This is a genomic window from Vreelandella hamiltonii (assembly GCF_014651775.1).
GTDB lineage: Bacteria > Pseudomonadota > Gammaproteobacteria > Pseudomonadales > Halomonadaceae > Vreelandella > Vreelandella hamiltonii.
In genome coordinates this window covers 1-18334 of the sequence record NZ_BMXN01000013.1, presented here as the reverse complement: position 1 = coordinate 18334, position 18334 = coordinate 1, and the positions used below count along the sequence as shown (strand labels likewise).

The following is an 18334-nucleotide window of genomic DNA, read 5'->3' as shown; positions in this document are numbered from 1 at the left end:
CTTAGATGCGTGCCTGTCGCTACAGTTTCAAGTAGCTGTTTTTAATGCTGTAGCGACGGACATGAAGACTGAAATAACTACTGCCGATAGCGTGACAGGAAATTGGCAAAGCGATCCAGCGCGTCGCCCAGCTGGTCGGCCCAGGGCAGCGTCACGATGCGCACGTGGTCAGGGTCTGGCCAGTTGAAGGCCGTGCCTTGCACCAGCAGGATCTTTTCTTGCAATAACAGGTCCAGCACCAGCTGCTGATCATCCTTGATATTGAAGACCTTGGGGTCCAGGCGCGGAAACGCGTAGAGCGCCCCTTTGGGAGTCACGCAGGACACACCGGGAATAGCGTTGAGCTTCTCGATGGTGATGTCCCGCTGCGCCAGCAGTCGTCCGCCAGGCAGGATCAGGTCATTGATGGACTGGTAGCCGCCCAGCGCCGTTTGAATGGCATGCTGGGCAGGTACGTTGGCGCACAGCCGCATGGAGGCCAGCATGGTCAGGCCCTGAATGAAGTCCTTGGCCCGCTGTTTGGCCAGCGTGCCGGAAATGGTCATCCAGCCGGAGCGAAAGCCAGCGCAGCGGTAGCTCTTGGAAAGCCCGTTCATGGTGATGACCAGCTGATCGTCGTCGGCCAGCGCGCCCGTAGCTGTGTGCTCGACCCCGTCGTAGAGAATCTTGTCGTAGATCTCGTCGGAGAACACCACCAGGTTGTGCTGTCTGGCGATCTCGAGGACTTCTCGTACCACTTCCGGAGAGTACACCGCCCCGGTGGGGTTGTTGGGGTTGATGATGACGATGGCCCGGGTACGGCTGGTGACCTTGGCACGAATGTCGGCCATGTCCGGCGCCCAGTCGGCCTGCTCGTCGCACAGATAGTGAACGCCGTGGCCGCCCGACAGGTGGGCAGCGGCGGTCCAGAGCGGGTAGTCCGGTGCCGGGATCAATACTTCATCGCCATCGTTGAGCAGCGCCTGCATGGCCATGACGATCAGCTCGGACACGCCGTTGCCGATATAGATATCCTCGATACCGACGCCGGGGATCTGCTTGCGCTGGCACTCCTGCATGATGGCCTTGCGCGCAGAGTAGAGCCCTTTCGAATCACAGTAGCCCTGGGCGGTGGGCAGGTTGCGCATGACGTCCTGGAGAATCTCTTCCGGTGCCTCGAAACCAAAGGGGGCCGGATTGCCAATGTTCAGCTTGAGAATCCGCTGGCCTTCCTCTTCCAAACGCTTGGCATGGTCGAGAACCGGGCCGCGAATGTCATAGCAGACATTGTGCAGTTTATGGGACTTCTTGAGCGTGTGTGATTCGTTAGGCTGCGCGGTGTCCATGGGGTGCGTTATCCAAAAGTGTCCATTGCCGTGGGAGTGACTGATTATTCGCCCATTATGCGTTGCTTGATGGCGAGCTGTCTTGGTCGATTTGCTCCACGGGCGGTGGAATGTCCTCGGGGGTTTCCAGCGTCAGCCTGCCCACCTTGCCGTCGCGCAGTTCATGCAGCAGCACTTCGGCGCCCCGGTGCAGGTCCACGGCGCCGCCAGGCCGCAAACCACCGCGCTTGCTGGCAATCTCGGTGAGGATGGCGTGGCCATCGAACCCGGCAATGGCCATAAAGTCGGGCTTCTGGGGGCCATCGGCATCGACCTCTGCCTGAGGGGTGGCAGGGGCTTCATAGCGGGGCAGCGCCTTGAGCTTGTAGCGGGCCGTCAGCGCGTCGGGGTAGCGTTTGGCGAGTTCGGCACAGGCCACCATGGCCACATCGGTATACTCGATGGCCGTGTCGCGAATGGCGCCGCTGGCCGCCAGCCGGTAGGCACTGGCCTGATCCTCGATTTTGGGCCATAGCACGCCTGGGGTGTCGATCAGCGCCACGCGGCCATCGATGCGTACCTTTTGCTGGCGCTTGGTCACGGCGGGCTCGTTACCGGTCTTGGCGATCTTGCGTCCTGCCAGGCCGTTGATCAGCGTCGATTTGCCGACGTTGGGAATCCCCATGACCATCACACGAACATCACGGTCGGCACGCACCGCACCGGCCAGCTCATGGCAAAGCCGGGGAATGCGCTTCAGTTCCCGGGTGTTGGTGGTGGTGATGGCCAGCGCCCGTGTGTCGGCCTGGGCATCGAAAAACGCGACCCACTCGTCGGTACGCGCAGGGTCGGCCAGGTCGGCACGCGACAGAATCTTGAGGACCGGCTTGTGGCGGGTCAGCTCGGCCAGCATCGGGTTGGCGCTGGAGTAGGGTAGCCGCGCATCGAGCACTTCGATCACGACGTCGATTTCCGGCAGCGCGTCCTTGATCTGGCGGCGGGCCTTGTTCATATGTCCTGGGAACCAGCCGAGCATGGGGATCTCCTGCAAGCACTAACATTCGGCATAAAAAAGCGGGCCGCCATTCTAACAGATGGTGCCCGCCTTGCTGCGCTTCGTTTGGGATCAATTATTCGTCGGGGTGAAACTCCAAAGAGACCGAGTTGATGCAGTAGCGCAGACCCGTCGTTTGCGGGGGGCCGTCGGGAAACACGTGTCCCAGGTGGGCATCGCAGTGGGAACACACTACTTCGGTGCGAATCATGCCGTGGGAAGTATCGCGATGCTCTTCCACGCAGCGGATGCCCAGTGGCCTGTCGAAGCTTGGCCAGCCACAGCCTGCATCGAACTTGTGTTCGTTCTCGAACAGCGGCGCATGACAGCAGACGCAGTGGTAGATGCCCTGGGCATCGCTCACTTGATAGTCACCGGTAAACGGACGCTCGGTACCCTTCTCCCGGGCGACGCGGTACTGCTCCGGGGTCAACTGTTGGCGCCACTCTTCAGGGGATTTCGCTATTTTCGCCATGGGGCTCTCCTCTCCCTCCGGTTGCTGATAAGCAGAGGCTTATTGGGCAGGCAGGATACCACCGTTGTGCCTGACGCTATGCCAGTGACAACGGTAGCCCTGCTCTGGTTCAGCATGTGCGAAAGTGGGCGATAGCGCCAGTACCCGGACTAAACGCTGGCGGCGCCGCCGTTGCTGCGGGGGTCATGGGCGCTTTCGATCAGGCCATCCGGGTGGCGTACGATGCCACCGGCATGGCCCATGGTGTCGCTGAAGGCCTCGGGCAGTACTTCTACATCGTGGCCCGCCGTGGCGAGGGCGGTCACCAGGGCATCGTCGAAACGCGCTTCCAGCTTCAAGTTGGTGCTGGTCTCGCCCCAGGTGCGCCCCAATAGCCAGCGCGGCGCGGTGACCGCCTGCTGCAGAGGCATGCCATGTAGCGCGTAGCGGGAGAACACCGCGGCCTGGGTTTGTGGCTGGCCTTCGCCGCCCATGGTGCCGTACACCATGGTGCGCCCGTCTTCGAACAGGGCCAGCGCCGGATTGAGGGTGTGAAACGGCTTGCGCCCCGGGGCCAGGCCGCGCAGATGATTGGGGTCGAGTGAAAAACTGATGCCTCGGTTTTGCCAGAGCACGCCGCTTTCCGGCAGCACCACGCCACTGCCGAACTCCCAGTAGATGCTCTGAATGAAGCTCACCGAGCGGCCCTGGCTATCCACGGTACCCATCCAGATGGTGTCGCCCGGCGCGGGCTCATGAGGCCAATGCAGGGCGCTGGCCGGGTCAATGGCGGCGGCTTCTTCGGCCAGGCGTTCGGCGCTTAGCAGCGACTGCAGGGGGGCAGGCACCCGCTGGGGGTCGGTGACGTGGCTATCGCGCAGCATGAAGGCGCGTTTGGTGGCCTCGATCAAGCCGTGCAGATGCTCGAAGCCGTTGGGCTCGGCAGCCTTGAGGCGTTCGTAGATGCCCAGAATCATCAGCGAGGCCATGCCCTGGGTCGGGGCGGGCAGGTTGTAGAGTGTCGCGTCCTGCAGCTGTACCTGCAGCGGCGTGACCTGCTGGGCGCGATAGGCGTGGAAATCCTCCAACCGCAGCGGGCTGCCCAGCGCGGCCAGGTCCTGGGCCATGCTGGCGGCCAGTTCGCCACGGTAGAAGTCATCCAGCCCTGCACTGGCCAGACGTTCGAGGGTTCGGGCCAGGCGCGGCTGGCGCAGCCGCTCGCCTTCTCGGGGGACCTTGCCATCGAGCAGGAAGGCTTCGTTGAAGCCGGGGCTTTGGCTGAGCCGCGCAAGGTGCTTGGCGGTCAGCGCCTCCTGGCTTTGGGAAACCGCCACGCCGTCGTCGGCATGGCGAATGGCATCGGCCAGCAGGGTCGTCAGCGGTAGCGCCGTGCCCCACTGGGAGGCCACGTTGAGTGCTTCCTGCCAACCGCCAATGGTGCCCGCCATGGTCAGGGCTGCCTGGGGGCCGCGTTCCGGGATGTGTGATTCGCCAGCGTAAAAATCGGCGCTGGCCAGCGCGGCGGCTGGCCCGCAGGCATCGATGGCAATGGGCGGCTTGCCTGGTTCGTGAATCAGCCAGAAACCGTCGCCACCCAGCGCGTTCATGTGCGGGTAGACCACGGCGATGGCCGCTGCGGCGGCCACCATGGCTTCTACCGCATTGCCGCCTTGTTTGAGCACGTCGCGACCGGCACTGGCGGCCAGGTGGTGGGGGGCAACACAGCTGCCGCCGTAACTACGTTGTGTATGAAGCATGACGTTATCCTTTGTTATTAAGGACTACTGTTATTAAGGGCTACTGTTATCAAGGGCTACTGTAATCAAGGGCTACCAGCCAATGGCGTCGGGTAGCCAGGTGGCAATGGCCGGGAAGACGAAGACCAGCGCCACGGCCAGGAATTGCAGGCCAATGAAGGGCAGCGCGCCTTTGTAGATATCGAGGGTCGAGACCTCCTTGGGGGCCACGCCCTTGAGGAAAAACAGCGACCAGCCAAACGGTGGCGTGAGAAACGAGGTTTGCAACACCAGGCCCACCAGAATGCCCAGCCATACCATATCGATACCCATTTGTACGAAGAAGGGCAAAAACAGCGGCAGGGCAATATAGGTAATTTCTATCCATTCCAGGAAGAAGCCAAGCACGAACATCAGCAGCAGCATGAACAGCAGCGCGCCGAGCTCGCCCCCGGGGACCCAGTCGAACATGCGGCCCACGAGATGCTCGCCACCCAGCCCACGGAAGGCCAGGCCAAAGACCTGAGCGCTGATCAGAATGAAGAAGACCATGGCAGAAATGACCAGCGTGGCCTTGGCGACCTCGCTCAGCAGAGCCACCGTGAGCCGCCCAGAGCACGCGACGAAGACCAGCGCCCCGAGTGCCCCCATGGCAGCGGCTTCGGTGGGGGCGGCAATCCCGCCGATGATCGAACCCAGCACGGCAAACACCAGCCCCACCGGCGGCCCCACCACGGTAGCCACCTTGAACAATAGCTGCTTTTTGCTGAGCAGCGCGCGCTCTTCGGCGGGAATGGGGGGCATCATGTTGGGGTAGAGCCTGGCCAGCACCAGAATCGCCAGAATATAGATCCCGGCCAGGGCCAGCCCCGGCACCATGGCCGCCGCAAACATGGTGCCTACGGATTCACCGAGGATCTCCGCCAGCAGAATCAGCACCAGGCTAGGGGGGATGATTTGCCCCAGCGTGCCCGACGCACAAATCATGCCGGTGGCCAGGGTTTTAGGGTAGCCACGGCGCAGCAGGGTGGGGAGTGTCAACAGGCCCAGCGTGACGATGGTCGCCCCGACGATACCCGTGGCAGCGCCCAGCAGTACGCCCACGAAGATGATGGCCACCCCCATGCCGCCGGAGAGTCCCCCGAACAGGTGACCGACCACGTCGATCAGCTCTTCGGCCAGCTTCGACTTCTCCAGCATGACCCCCATGAACACGAACAGGGGGATGGCCATGAAGGTGTAGTTGGTGACCACGCCGTAGATGCGCGAGGGCAGCAGGTTGAACAGCATGGGGCCAAACCCCAGGTAGCCAAACACGAAGGCCGTGACGGCGATGCTGATGGCCACCGGAATACCGATCAGCAGTAGTACGAAAAAGGCGACGATCATGCCGATCGCTAGCCACTCATTAGGAGACATGCGTTATTCACCTCGGCTTGGAAGGGCCAACCCCTGGCGCAGTGCGTGGGCCAGGCCTTGCAGTGCCAACAGAAGAAACCCCAGAGGGATGAGCGATTTGAGCAGCCAGCGGAAGGGCAGGCCGCCTGGGTTGGGTGAGGTTTCGTTACGCAGATATGACTGCTCTACCCAGGGCAGGGTCAGCCAGGCGATGTAGAGCCCCATGACCAATAGCAGCAGGCCGCCGATCACTTCGATGGTGCGTTGTACCGCGACCGGAAAGCGCTCGTAAAACACATCCACCCGCACCTGTTCGCCCACGAACAGCAGGTACGACATGCCGAACAGGGCGATGGGGGAAATCAAGTGCCACTGCAGCTCCTGGAGCCAGACGGCGCCAATGCTGAACAGGTAGCGCATGACCACATCGCCCGCGACCAGGGCAACCAGCACCACGCAAATCCAGGCGGCGATCAAGCCAAACAGCCGGACCACCGCCTCGATTCCGTGGACAAGACGTTCCACGGCTTGCATATCACACCCCGATGATGTCGTTTAACCAGGCGCGTTCGCTGGGGCCTGCCCAGCGGTCATGGTTGGCCTTGAAGGCCATGTAGCTGTCGTGGACCTTGCGTACCAGCGGGTCGGCGTTGGCTTCGGTGGCCAGGGTATCCATCGTGGCTTCACGCAGCGCTTCGACCACCGGGGCTGGCAGGGGGCTTGCGGTAACGCCGTGGTTGTCCACCAGGTCGGCCATGGCCTCGCCGTTGACGGCTTCCGACCAGGTGACGCTTTCCAGACACGCCGCCATGCAGGCACTTTTCACGATCATCTTGAGGTCGTCGGGCAGGGCATCCCAATGCTGTTTGGAAATCAGCAGCTCACCGGTGGTGGCAGGCTCGTGCCAGCCGGTGGTGTGATAAAACTTCGCGGCATTCTGCAGCCCCATGCGGCGATCCTGGTAAGGGCCCACGAACTCTGCTGCATCGATGACGCCCCGCTCCAGCGCCGGGAAGATTTCACCGCCGGGCAGTACACGGGCATCGACCCCCAGCGCGGCATAGACTTTCCCGGCCAGGCCCGGAATACGCATGCGCAGTCCGTTCAACTGGCCGATGTCCTCGATGGGCTCACGGAACCAGCCGGTCATCTGCACGCCTGTATTGTTCAACGGCAGGGCGATCATGCCGTAAGGCTCATACACTTCTTCCCATAGCTCCAGGCCACCGCCATGATACAGCCAGGCCATATGGCCCATGAAGCTCATGCCGAAGGGCACGGTGGTGAAGTATTGCGCGGCGAACGTGGTGCCCGACCAGAAGTAGCTGTTGGCGGCGTTCATTTCGATGGTGCCGCTCTGCACCGCCTCGAAGCCTTCGAAGGCCGGGATCAGTTCTCCTGCTGCAAAGTGCTGAATATTGAGCCGTCCGCCCGACATGGCGTTGATCTTGGCAATCACGTCCCGCGGGCTGCCGGGCCCTTCTACATAGAACGGAGAGCCGGGGCTGTAGGCATTGGTCATTCGCCAGTTGAACTGTTCGCTCGACTGCGCCTTGGCCAAGGAAGGGGCGCCCAACACCAGCCCCGCAGTGGATGTCAGAGCAGCGCTGGTAAGAAACTTGCGACGGGTAAAGGACATACAGCACCTCATGCAGTAAGGAAAGACGGCAGTGGTAGGGGAGCACCAATCGCCGAGGGACGCTGTGTACAAAGCAAGGGATATGCCAAAAAATCGATTTTATTTTAAATAAAAGATTTTTAGGGCTTTGTAGGATGCGCTGAACGGGTGGCGTGGTGTGCATGGGCAAGTTTCGTGCACCGTTATCGCGCAGGTTATCGCCGTCAGGCACCTTCGTTGCGCAGGCATAAAACGTTTCGATATCAGAGGGCTTGACAGTAAGAGGTGCGCTGATTAATATACGCGCCACCTCGACGAGGCAATGAAACGTCCCATTCGTCTAGTGGTCCAGGACACCGCCCTTTCACGGCGGGAACAGGGGTTCGAACCCCCTATGGGACGCCATCGTATCGTTTAGGTCATCGGAGTTGCGGGAATAGCTCAGTGGTAGAGCATCGCCTTGCCAAGGCGAGGGTCGGGAGTTCGAATCTCCTTTCCCGCTCCATAACGCGTATGTAATGAATCATACGTGTTTATACGTCCCATTCGTCTAGTGGTCTAGGACACCGCCCTTTCACGGCGGGAACAGGGGTTCGAACCCCCTATGGGACGCCAATCCGATTTTTAGCGACATCAAGCGGGAATAGCTCAGTGGTAGAGCATCGCCTTGCCAAGGCGAGGGTCGGGAGTTCGAATCTCCTTTCCCGCTCCAGTCGTCTGCGTGTACATGTGTCCCATTCGTCTAGTGGTCCAGGACACCGCCCTTTCACGGCGGGAACAGGGGTTCGAACCCCCTATGGGACGCCACTCGCATGACGCTGACACTTGGTTGTCGTCATCGGTTGTTTTAATCGGTTTCTGTAACCGGTTCTCTTAAGTAATGCCGTTCATGTTGCGGGAATAGCTCAGTGGTAGAGCATCGCCTTGCCAAGGCGAGGGTCGGGAGTTCGAATCTCCTTTCCCGCTCCAGTTCAACGGTCCTCCCTCCTGTGTCTTCGTCTTTGCTTTTCCATCGTTTTTTCTGATTCTGCTTTGCCAGATCCTCTTCGTTTCTGTTGTCCGTTCGATAACTGCCCTTGAGCAGCGCTTTTTCGTGGGCGCCGTTCGGGAATAAAGTATGCGGAATGCCCAGGCGCATGCGCCCGGGCCAAGTGGTTCAATCCACCAGAGTGAAGTGGCCGACCACGCTGTTGAGCGACTGTGAGCGCTGTTTGAGGTCCTGGGCAGAGGTGGCGGTCTGCTGCACCATGGAGGCATTGTCCTGGGTGGCCTGGTCTAGCTGGGCGATGGCCACGTTGATCTGTTCGATGCCGCGGGTCTGCTCGTAGGTGGCGGCGGTGATCTCCTCGAACAGGTCGTTGACCTTCTGAATTTGCAGGTCGATGTCCTGCATCCGTTGTTTGGCCGTATCGACCAGCCCGGCGCCGTTGCTGACCTGGGCGTTGGAGGCGTTGATCAGCCCTTTGATTTCGTGGGCGGCCGTGGCGGAGCGGTTGGCCAGTTGGCGAACTTCACCGGCCACGACGGCAAAACCACGGCCATGTTCGCCGGCGCGGGCCGCTTCCACCGAGGCGTTGAGCGCCAGAATATTGGTCTGGAAGGCAATGCTGTCGATCAGTGTGACGATATCGGTGATCTTGTCGGCCTCGGCGCTGATCTCCTGCATCGAGTTGACGGCATTGCCGATGGCCTGTTGGCCTGCCTGCGAGGTTTCGCCTGCGCTGCGTACCAGCTCTTTGGCCTGGGCCACGCTGTCGGCGGTTTGGCGAACGGTCGCCGTGACTTCTTCCATGCTGGATGAGGTCTGCTGAAGGGCGGCGGCCTGCTGCTCGGTGCGTGATGACAGCTCCTGGTTGCCCGCAGCAATATCACCGGCATTGCCATCCACCGCCTCGCTGGTGGTGTAGATGTCGGTCATGGCTTCACGCAGCTTGTCGCGCATCGAGCGGATGTCGTAGAGCAGGCTGCTGGTGTCGTTGGCATGCAGGGCCACGGGGGCGGTCAGATCGCCCTGGGCAATGCGTGACACCACGCCAGCGGCGTAGTTGGGCTCCCCGCCCAGGCGGCGCAGGATCAGCGTTATCATGCCCCAGAAAGCCAGGGTCACCAGCGCACCGGCCACAATGCCCACCACGATGGTTTCAATGAGTTGGCTGACGATGGTGCTGTTGACGTCACCTACAAAGACGCCGCTGGCCACGTACACATCCCAAGGCGCAAAGGCTTCGGAGTAAGTGCGTACTAGCGGGCTGCCATCGTTGCCGCGCGCAAAGTTGGAGTAATATTCGGTGAAGCCGCTGCCATTGGCCCGTGTGTTATCCAGCATGCTCTGGAAGATCAGCGTGCCTTCGGGATCGCTCACCTGAGAGATGTCTTCGCCCACCTCTCTGCGCGGATGAGCAAGCATGCGCAGGCTGCCGTTGAAGGCGAAAAGGTAGTTGTCATCTTCGCCAAAGCGTATGTCGCGCAGCATGTTGAAGGCGAGGCGCTGGGCATCGGGAACGGACAGCTGACCTTGCTCGGCCAGGTGGTGGTAGTGTTGCAGCGTGGAAATGCCGATGTCGACTGCCGTCACCATGCGCTGTTCGCGTTCGCTATAGAGCAAGTTACGGCTTTGCCAGGCATTGATGGCGATCATGACGGCCAGGATCAGCCACAGTACGCCGACGCCGATCAGGCGCTGACGACGCAGGGGCAGCGTGGAGAGTCGATGGCGCGCAGGTGAGGTCGTCGCGTGCTCCGTCGATGGCGGCGCAACGCTGGAAGAGGTAATGGCAGTGCTCATTATCAGGCAAGCTCTCTGTTATGTTCGATTGTTCCCTTGGCACCGGTGCTGACGCAGCGCTCGGTGCGCGCGTCATACTAAAGTATTAATTGCCTGAGTTCTGCTGCAATAGCGTGGCAAAGTGTCGCCTAATGTAGCCTTAACCTTTGTAAAACAGTCATCTGACTCGCCGTGAGGGCATCGAGTTCGTTAGCTTGAAAAAATATGCGTTCGCCCCGATATCTTCCCATCTAGCTTCATAAGCTCTCATTTTGCTGACAGGACATGTTCATGGCCGAACCGGCGTTGTCGATCCGTGGCCTTACCAAGGTGTACGGCAACGGCTTTCAAGCGTTAAAAGGGATTGATCTGGACGTTCAGCAGGGCGACTTCTTTGCACTGCTGGGCCCCAATGGGGCAGGTAAATCCACCACTCTGGGCGTGGTATGTTCCCTGGTGCAGAAAACCGCGGGCAAGGTGTCGATTTTTGGTATCGACATCGACAAGGATTTTGCCAAAGCCAAGTACCAGTTGGGCGTGGTGCCGCAGGAGTTCAACTTCAACCAGTTCGAGAAAGTGCTGGATATCGTATTGGCCCAGGCGGGCTATTACGGCATGCGGCGTAGTGAAGCGCTGCCCCGTGCCCAGCAGCTGCTGACCGACCTGGGGTTGTGGGAAAAACGCAACGGCAGCGCGCGGATGCTCTCCGGCGGCATGAAGCGCCGCCTGATGATTGCGCGTGCGCTGATGCATCGCCCCAAGCTGCTGATTCTCGATGAGCCAACGGCGGGGGTGGATATCGAGCTGCGTCGCAGCATGTGGGAGTACATGCGGCGCATCAACCGCGACGAAGGCACGACGATCATTCTGACGACCCACTATCTGGAAGAAGCCGAAAGCCTGTGCCGCAATATCGCCATCATCAATCACGGCGAGATCGTGCGTAATACCAGCGTGCGCGAGCTGCTGGCCGAGCTGGACACGGAAACCTTCCTGCTGGACCTGGCGGCTCCCGTCGCGCAAGCGCCGCAGGTGCCGGGTTTCGAGGTCCACCGAGTGGAGCCCTCCCAGCTTTCGGTGGCCATTCACCGAGGCCAGCAGCTGAACGACGTGTTCTCATCGCTCAGTGAGCAGGGCATTCAAGTGGTTTCCATGCGCAACCGCGCCAATCGTCTGGAAGAGATGTTCGTTTCCATGGTAGAGAGCAGCCAGGCGGCTCTGGATCAACGTGAGCAGCAGGAGGCCAACGCATGAATGCCACACAAACCCTGGTCGCGCTGTGGACACTGGTGCTCAAGGAGATCAAGCGGTTTACCCGTATCTGGCCGCAAACCCTGCTGCCACCGTCGATCACCATGGCCATGTACTTCATCATTTTCGGCAGCCTGATCGGCTCGCGCATTGGTGAGATGGATGGCTTCAGCTATATGGATTTCATCGTGCCCGGGTTGATCATGATGTCGGTGATCACCAACAGCTACTCCAACGTGGCCTCCAGCTTCTTTTCCAACAAGTTTCAGCGCTCGGTGGAAGAGATGATGGTCTCGCCCATGCCCAATAGCGTGATTCTTTCTGGCTTCATTCTGGGCGGCATGGCCCGAGGCCTGGGCGTTGGGCTCATCGTGACGCTGGTATCGCTGTTCTTCACCCGCTTGACGGTGGAGCATCCGCTGCTCACGATACTGGTCGTGGTGCTGACCTCGGCGCTGTTCTCCATAGGTGGCTTCATCAATGCCCTGCTGGCGAACAAGTTCGATGACATTTCCATCGTGCCGACGTTCATCCTGACCCCGCTGACCTACCTGGGCGGCGTGTTCTACTCGATTTCGATGCTGCCGGACTTCTGGCAGGGCGTCTCGATGCTCAACCCGATTCTGTACATGGTCAACGTCTTCCGCTATGGCTTTCTGGGGGTGTCTGACATTCCCGTCGGCTGGGCGCTGACGGCGATCATGGCGTTCATCGTGGTGCTGTTCATGGTGGCGCTGACCATGCTGGAGCGTGGCAAAGGTATTCGCAGTTAAGTGCCCCAAGGGCCCCTGGTTTGATGGAGACGTTTTGCATGGCACACCGCCCTGATACTCTGGAACACGCGCCGCTGGGGCGCGATTCTGCCTACCCAGAACAGTACGATGCGGCACTGCTGTACCCCATTCCTCGGGCGGCCAATCGCGCGCCGCTGGGGATCGAAGAAAGCGCGTTGCCCTTCGTGGGTGAAGACGAGTGGCACGCCTTCGAAGTCTCTTGGCTGAATGGACGCGGCAAGCCGGTGGTGGCGGTGGCGCGCTTTCGGCTGCCGGCAAGCTCGCCGCAGTTGATCGAGTCCAAATCCTGGAAGCTCTACCTCAACAGCCTCAACCAGACGCGCTTTGCCAGCCAGGCCGAGGTAGAAGCCATCCTGGTGCGCGACCTGAGCGGTGCGGCGGGTGCCCCGGTCAGCGTCGAGCTGTTGCCGGTGGATGACGAAGCGCTGGCCCCGCGACGCTTGCCAGGGGAGTGCCTGGACGACCTGGATATCGAGGTCAGCCACTACACCCCCAGCGCCGAGCACCTGACCACCCACGATGATATCGTGGAAGAGACGCTGCATTCGCATCTGCTCAAATCGAACTGCCCCGTGACCGGGCAGCCCGACTGGGGGAGCGTGCTGATTCGCTATAAAGGCCCGCGCCTCGACCGCGAAGGACTGCTGCGCTACCTGATTGGCTACCGCCAGCATCAGGATTTTCACGAGCACTGCGTCGAGCATATCTTCACGGACCTAATGCAGTACGCCCAGCCAGAATCACTGCTGGTGCTGGCGCGTTACGTGCGCCGTGGTGGGCTGGACATTAGCCCCTGGCGTGCCACGCCGGGCATGGCGCCGCCCAGCCCGCTACGCCTGGCGCGCCAGTGATACCGACCCAGGACAAGGAGACACCAATGGACGCTCTTACGCTGCTGCACGAACGTAGCTCCATGGGCAAGCTCACCGAGCCTGCCCCCAGCCCGGAACAGCTCAGCGCCATCTACCGCGCCGCCCTGCGTGCCCCCGACCACAAGGAGCTACGCCCGTGGCGGTTTATCGAGTTCGTCGGAGAAGGGCGCGAGCGACTGGGAGAACTGTTCGCCGAAGCGGAGTTCCAGGAAGACCCGCACGCCAGCGATGACACCCTGAACGCTGCCCGCAAAAAGCCCCTGCGCGCGCCCATGGTGATCGCCGTGATTGCCAAGGTGACGCCAGATATTGCCAAGGTGCCCAAGGTCGAACAGGTCATTTCAGCGGGCTGTGCTGCCCACGGGATTCTGTTGGCCGCACACGCCCTGGGCTTGGGCGCCATGTGGCGCAGCGGCAAGTATGCCTTCGACCCGGTGGTGCGCAAGGGCATGGGGCTGGACAAGGAGGATGAAGTAGTCGCGTTCATCTACTTGGGCAGCCTGGCCGGTCGTCACAAGCCGGTACCCGAGCATAACGCCGCCGATTTCGTCGAACGCTGGGATTGAGCGCTTAACCGCCGAGGAGCCCACCATGAGCCCGTCACGCCAGCCAGGCCTACCGCACCCGCGTCTACCGCTGCCAGAGGGCAAGGAAGACCTGCACGCCTTCCACCGCTGGCTGGGCGAGGCGATTCCCATGGTGGGAGCCTTGGGCATCAGTGACGTGAGCCACGCCAACGACGCGTTGACCTGGCACCTGGCGCTGGCGCCTAACCTCAATGATAAAGGCACCGGCTTTGGCGGTGCCCTGGCAGCACAAGCCACCCTGCAAGGATGGTGTTGGGTGACCCTGTGGCTGCGCCAGCAGGGAAGGGCACAAGACGTGGTCGTGGCGGAGGCCAGCCAGCGCTTCGTTGCCCCGGTGACCGGCGACTACCGCCTCATCTGTACGCCCAGCAGTAGCGACGGCCCCGCAACGCTGGCAGAACGGCTGCGCGAACGCGGCAAAGGCAGCATCGCGCTCAGCCAGCAGCTCTACTGCGGCGACACGCTATGTCTGGAAGCCAGCAGCCGCTATGCCGTGCTGCCCAGCCCTTGACGTGAAAAGCCCTGACGTGAAAAAGGCTTGCTATTTCACAGCTTAACGCATAGTATATGCGCCGTTCTGTTGAGAAAGGCAACGCCCTGCAGCAGAGCACACAATGTGGAGAGGTGTCCGAGTGGTCGAAGGAGCACGCCTGGAAAGTGTGTAAGTCGAAAGGCTTCGAGGGTTCGAATCCCTCCCTCTCCGCCACGAATATAGAAGGGGAATCAACATATTATGTTGATTCCCCTTCGTCGTTTCTGGGCCCTGGGGCTGATTTGGGAATCACCCTGGGAACACTGCAGGTCTCGCTGTTTCTCTTTTCTCACTGTCCTGCTGTCTCTTGACCGCCGATTTCGTTGTAAGCGCGCGCCGTATTTGGCACTCCCTAGCGTTTTATTTGGCATGGAGTCGTCAAAGGAAACTGCTTAGAATTTGCAGGTTCTTTGGCACCAGGAAATGTCAGCCAACTGACCCCTTGAAAAGCTCACCTATTCCATATTTCAGCGCTTCTTGACCTGCCACCGCTCCAGCTGACCTGATAGCCTGTATGAACCTATCTAGCCCTTTGGGCTTGTTAAGCTCTTTTAGAACTTCAGCCCCCACAGGCGTCAGTATTAAGTGGACATTTGCGTAACTTCTACCCCCTCCCAATTCCCGTGACTGCCCCCACCGGTATTCAGGTTTGAGATCTCGATTTTTGATAAGGCCAGCGTCGTATATTTCGTCCATGTGATAGACAAACTTTAGATAGTCGTTCTCGCTCGCTGCTTGAACGTCATCACCTACAAACTGTTTGTAAAGCTGGCCTAGCCGGGTGCCTACATACTCACCCTCCCCAATAGCTTCAAGAATCTGTTGAACTAATGCTGGCTGCAACATAGTGAGTGCTCCTTGCTTGTAGGTGTCTAAAACAATCCCGCCGGTTCTGTATCCACATCCCAACTGAAGATCAGCACCTCTTTGGCGTCTGAGCCTTTGCCGCCGCCGACGGTGTAGCGGATGTCGGTGGTTTCGATGTGGTAGTCCGCAAAGATCCGGCGGATGTCTGGGTGGTCGTTGAGGCTGATGATGGCCTTGCCTTTCAGCTTGGCCAGCATGCTCGCCATTTCCTCGTACTGCTCTATGCCAAAGGGTACCCCATATCCTTCTGTCTGCCAGTATGGCGGGTCCATATAGAACAGCGTGTGGGGTCGATCGTATCGCTCGATGCAGTCTTGCCAGCTTAGGTGTTCAATGAACGTGCTGGCTAAGCGCAAGTGTGCAGCGGACAGCGACTCCTCCAGGCGCAGCAGGTTTAGCCCTGGTGGGGTGGTGGTAGCGGTGCCAAAGGTCTGGCCTTCGATGCGCGCTCCGAAGGCGTTCTGCTGTAGATAGTAGAAGCGGGCGGCCCTCTGGATGTCCGTGAGCGTTTCCGGGCGTGTCATCTTCAGCCACTCGAACACTTGGCGGCTGGAGAGTGCCCACTTGAACTGCCTAACAAATTCCTCCAGGTGGTTCTGCACCACACGATATAGGTTCACCAAGTCGCCGTTGACGTCGTTTAGTACCTCGACGTCTGCGGGAGAGGGGCGCAGGAAGAACAGCGCGGCCCCTCCTGCGAAGGGCTCTACGTAGCACTGGTGCGGCGGCATCAGCGGGAAGATACGATCAGCAAGACGGCGCTTGCCGCCCATCCAGGGAATGATTGGGGTAGCCACGAGGCGTCTCCTGTTGAGGTTTGGAGCTCGTGGCTCTCTGCTGGTTTAAGTGCCTACAGCGTGGGCACTTTATTTCGATGAACTGATAGTCGCTGACGTTGGCCAGCTTGCGATTGCACTGTTTACAACGGATTTCTATTAACACTATATCAAGCCTTCTAACGTTCTAACGTTCTAACGTTTGGCTTAGACTGCCTGTGCCTCGCGAGGCAGGGGAGTCTAGGCCGACTTGCAGGCTTGATCTGCTTGTTGGTGGCCACATTAGGTGTGTCCGCACCTAGGGTGGCCACTCCTCTTCTACCTATCTATAACGTCGCCGCTTGAATAAAGAGGCTGTCGACGTCTTGTGTTGATAGCCCTAGCGCGTTGCTGATAGCTAGCAGCTGGGGGTTGTTGCGCTCCCAGATGCTGGCTTTGTCTAGCCAGTTACGGGCCAGTTTGCGCTCTACGGAGTCGGCGATGCCGTTGATGGCGTCGTCTACTTGTTCGTCTAGACCGCTGCGTATGAGCTGTTCCATGCCCTGGCGGCTTGTTACGGACTCAGGAACGGGCATTGTGCTCTCTGCGAGCATGCCGAACTTGAAGGGCGGGACGTACGTTGTGGTGCCGCCTTCGCCGTCGTCGATCTCTCGTGGGCTTGTGTCGTAGACCGATTCGTAAAGTGCAAGCGCCTCAGGGTCTGCTTTGATTTGCTGATATAGACGATCAGCGGTACCGACGCCTGTGTAGAGGGTTTCAGCCAGCACTGTTGCGTGTGAGCGCCATACTGTCAGTTGCTCATTGGGCAAGCGCACGTAGTGGAGGCGGTCGCCAGTAGAGGTGATTGCGCTGGGGTCGCTCAGTGCTGGGTTGCCGGTTTCGTCTGTGACTGTATCCGGCAGATCAGAGTCAGCGGGTAGGTGTAGGATGGCGTCGATCATGTTCATAGTGCTGTTAGCTCCTGCATTTCGGATTGCCCCAGCGCATACGGCAAATAATTTACGCTCTCGATAACTGTGTTGGCGTAGAGCGTGTTGGAGTTTGCGCGACGCTGGCCCACGCCGATGTTGCTGGCAAATGCGTTGGGCAAACGATCTGCTGTAAACTCACCAACATGTGCACCATTCACATAGAAACGAAACAAATATCCAGCTTGTGTTTTTTGATATGTAAAGCCACTGATCTCAAGAGCCCCAGGGGCTGACTGGTAACTCCTGGCCAACAATGCCTGCGTAACACCATTCCGAACATCGATGTATGTAGTGCCTTGGTTGCTATTGCCAATAACAAGCTGCTCATCATTCGCGTTCCCAAGACCCAAAATATATGCAAAACCTTGAGCGCGGGGTTTGATGTAACGGAGAAGCCATGCACCTTGGCTTTGATTTAGCTGCGCATCCGCTTTAGCTATTTTATCTGCAGGGCGTGTGGTGATCGAGTCTGTTGAAGGAATTATGGAAGTAGGTGATAAACCCTGCTCAATTTGATAATCACCCATTAAAAAACACGGGATACCTGAAGGCACACCTACCGGCCATATCAGTCCGCCACCAAACCCGCCTGACGGTGACGCTGTCGTGACATCTGACGCCCAAATTCTAACCCATCCATCACTCAGATGAATCACCCCGAAATTGACGTCATCTCTTTGAGTAGATAAAAAAACCTGCTTGCTACTAATATTGTATGTTACATAAGTTGTACCATTAACAAACTGATTTTCATGCAGCCCAATGCGTACAGACCCATGATCGACTAGCGGCTTGAACTCAAAAGAAATGCAGTATCGCGTATTAGCAGGGAGAGTGAGAGATCGAGATATATAGCCGGAGCCTGCGTCACTTCTTTGAAAAACCCAACAGCCTGTATTCCCATATCTGTCCTGTAATGACTCGTCAAAAAAGTTTTGATTCCCCGTTATAGCGGACCACCCAGCATAATCACTAGAAAACGTACGCACATTTGTTGCGACTGACTCAACGCTGACCCCCACACAACGTCCATCTAACCAGTCTCGCCCCAGCGTATTCGCAGGCACTTCACGCAGCAAACCATTCGGGCCGGTTTCCCATTTCGGCCCCGCCCTTTCAATCGTAAAAATTTCGCTCGGATCATCAGTGACTAGCCGCGTGTTGCCGTCGTCACGTATGTAGCGACCAGCTGCAAAATCAGCCCCCAGCGTGATCCGGTCGCGGTAAGTGTCCAGCAGATTGACTTTGTACGGCTCTTCGACGCTGAGTGTGGAATTCATTCCCTGAGCCAGGCCAGAATATAGTCTCCACAACGGCAGCAGGTATGACATGGACGGCACCCAAATTCTGACTCTC

At 59.3% G+C, this 18334-nt stretch carries 18 protein-coding genes and 7 tRNA genes; 12 read left to right on the top strand and 13 right to left on the bottom strand.

Annotation, left to right across the window (positions count from 1 at the left end):
• Positions 1-77: 77 nt before the first annotated feature.
• The 7 genes from IE091_RS11745 to IE091_RS11715 all read right to left on the bottom strand — a co-directional run bounded on the left by IE091_RS11745 (position 78) and on the right by IE091_RS11715 (position 7585).
• Complete coding sequence (locus IE091_RS11745) at positions 78-1325, bottom strand: pyridoxal phosphate-dependent aminotransferase (protein ID WP_039176178.1); 1248 nt, start codon at positions 1323-1325, stop codon at positions 78-80.
• Between the two features lie 55 nt (positions 1326-1380).
• Positions 1381-2340 carry a ribosome biogenesis GTPase YlqF gene (ylqF, locus tag IE091_RS11740; RefSeq protein WP_081137518.1) on the bottom strand — a complete coding sequence of 320 codons (960 nt, stop codon included), beginning with the start codon at positions 2338-2340 and terminating at the stop codon, positions 1381-1383.
• 94 nt (positions 2341-2434) lie between these two features.
• Complete coding sequence (gene msrB, locus IE091_RS11735) at positions 2435-2833, bottom strand: peptide-methionine (R)-S-oxide reductase MsrB (RefSeq protein ID WP_016914471.1); 399 nt, start codon at positions 2831-2833, stop codon at positions 2435-2437.
• A gap of 149 nt (positions 2834-2982) precedes the next feature.
• A complete protein-coding gene (locus tag IE091_RS11730) occupies positions 2983-4569 on the bottom strand; it encodes a gamma-glutamyltransferase family protein (protein WP_189463717.1) in 1587 nt (528 codons plus the stop codon).
• Positions 4570-4641: 72 nt separating this feature from the next.
• Positions 4642-5967 carry a TRAP transporter large permease gene (locus IE091_RS11725; RefSeq protein ID WP_189463716.1) on the bottom strand — a complete coding sequence of 442 codons (1326 nt, stop codon included), beginning with the start codon at positions 5965-5967 and terminating at the stop codon, positions 4642-4644.
• Positions 5968-5970: 3 nt separating this feature from the next.
• On the bottom strand, positions 5971-6480 hold the full coding sequence (locus IE091_RS11720; RefSeq protein ID WP_026001778.1) for a TRAP transporter small permease subunit: 510 nt from the start codon (positions 6478-6480) through the stop codon (positions 5971-5973).
• Position 6481: 1 nt separating this feature from the next.
• Positions 6482-7585 carry a TRAP transporter substrate-binding protein gene (locus IE091_RS11715; RefSeq protein WP_016914467.1) on the bottom strand — a complete coding sequence of 368 codons (1104 nt, stop codon included), beginning with the start codon at positions 7583-7585 and terminating at the stop codon, positions 6482-6484.
• A 308-nt stretch (positions 7586-7893) separates the two neighbouring features.
• On the opposite strand from IE091_RS11715, the gene IE091_RS11710 reads away from it, so the two are divergent.
• The 6 genes from IE091_RS11710 (at position 7894) to IE091_RS11685 (ending at position 8533) form a co-directional block, all read left to right on the top strand.
• Positions 7894-7969, top strand: a tRNA-Glu gene (locus IE091_RS11710).
• Between the two features lie 25 nt (positions 7970-7994).
• Positions 7995-8069: transfer RNA gene (locus IE091_RS11705), tRNA-Gly, on the top strand.
• Positions 8070-8103: 34 nt separating this feature from the next.
• A tRNA-Glu gene (locus IE091_RS11700) sits at positions 8104-8179 on the top strand.
• Between the two features lie 22 nt (positions 8180-8201).
• Positions 8202-8276: transfer RNA gene (locus IE091_RS11695), tRNA-Gly, on the top strand.
• 19 nt (positions 8277-8295) lie between these two features.
• Positions 8296-8371: transfer RNA gene (locus IE091_RS11690), tRNA-Glu, on the top strand.
• A gap of 87 nt (positions 8372-8458) precedes the next feature.
• Positions 8459-8533 (top strand) — tRNA-Gly (locus IE091_RS11685).
• Positions 8534-8720: 187 nt separating this feature from the next.
• Here the strand turns inward: IE091_RS11685 and IE091_RS11680 are convergent.
• Complete coding sequence (locus IE091_RS11680; RefSeq protein WP_189463715.1) at positions 8721-10349, bottom strand: methyl-accepting chemotaxis protein; 1629 nt, start codon at positions 10347-10349, stop codon at positions 8721-8723.
• 270 nt (positions 10350-10619) lie between these two features.
• Here IE091_RS11680 and IE091_RS11675 point away from each other — a divergent pair, with 270 nt between their 5' ends.
• The 6 genes from IE091_RS11675 to IE091_RS11650 all read left to right on the top strand — a co-directional run bounded on the left by IE091_RS11675 (position 10620) and on the right by IE091_RS11650 (position 14538).
• Complete coding sequence (locus IE091_RS11675; protein ID WP_039181229.1) at positions 10620-11582, top strand: ABC transporter ATP-binding protein; 963 nt, start codon at positions 10620-10622, stop codon at positions 11580-11582.
• Complete coding sequence (locus IE091_RS11670) at positions 11579-12352, top strand: ABC transporter permease (protein ID WP_016914465.1); 774 nt, start codon at positions 11579-11581, stop codon at positions 12350-12352. Before IE091_RS11675 ends, IE091_RS11670 begins: the two co-directional genes overlap by 4 nt.
• A 38-nt stretch (positions 12353-12390) precedes the next feature.
• Positions 12391-13224, top strand: coding sequence for an NADPH-dependent 7-cyano-7-deazaguanine reductase QueF (queF, locus tag IE091_RS11665; protein ID WP_039181225.1), 834 nt, complete (start codon positions 12391-12393; stop codon positions 13222-13224).
• A gap of 26 nt (positions 13225-13250) precedes the next feature.
• Entirely contained in the window at positions 13251-13811 is a 561-nt protein-coding gene (locus IE091_RS11660) for a nitroreductase family protein (RefSeq protein WP_039181222.1), read from the top strand.
• A 25-nt stretch (positions 13812-13836) separates the two neighbouring features.
• Entirely contained in the window at positions 13837-14343 is a 507-nt protein-coding gene (locus IE091_RS11655; RefSeq protein WP_016914462.1) for a YiiD C-terminal domain-containing protein, read from the top strand.
• A 107-nt stretch (positions 14344-14450) separates the two neighbouring features.
• Positions 14451-14538: transfer RNA gene (locus tag IE091_RS11650), tRNA-Ser, on the top strand.
• A gap of 252 nt (positions 14539-14790) precedes the next feature.
• On the opposite strand, the gene IE091_RS11645 is transcribed toward IE091_RS11650, so the two are convergent.
• From IE091_RS11645 to IE091_RS11625, 5 genes are all read right to left on the bottom strand, one after another.
• Positions 14791-15210, bottom strand: a complete 420-nt coding sequence (locus IE091_RS11645; protein ID WP_189463714.1) for a hypothetical protein — start codon at positions 15208-15210, stop codon at positions 14791-14793.
• A 26-nt stretch (positions 15211-15236) separates the two neighbouring features.
• Positions 15237-16028: a DNA adenine methylase gene (locus IE091_RS11640; RefSeq protein WP_189463713.1), complete on the bottom strand. Its 792-nt coding sequence runs from the start codon at positions 16026-16028 to the stop codon at positions 15237-15239.
• Positions 15979-16173, bottom strand: coding sequence for a Com family DNA-binding transcriptional regulator (locus tag IE091_RS18670; RefSeq protein WP_189463712.1), 195 nt, complete (start codon positions 16171-16173; stop codon positions 15979-15981). The genes IE091_RS11640 and IE091_RS18670 overlap by 50 nt, the downstream gene beginning before the upstream one ends.
• Before the next feature lie 160 nt (positions 16174-16333).
• The gene (locus tag IE091_RS11630) at positions 16334-16954 is read right to left on the bottom strand and encodes a hypothetical protein (RefSeq protein WP_189463711.1); all 621 of its coding nucleotides are present in this window, start codon (positions 16952-16954) and stop codon (positions 16334-16336) included.
• Positions 16951-18334 (bottom strand): phage head spike fiber domain-containing protein (locus IE091_RS11625; protein ID WP_229800822.1); only part of this gene is annotated, 1384 nt, incomplete at its 5' end. The genes IE091_RS11625 and IE091_RS11630, both read right to left, overlap by 4 nt.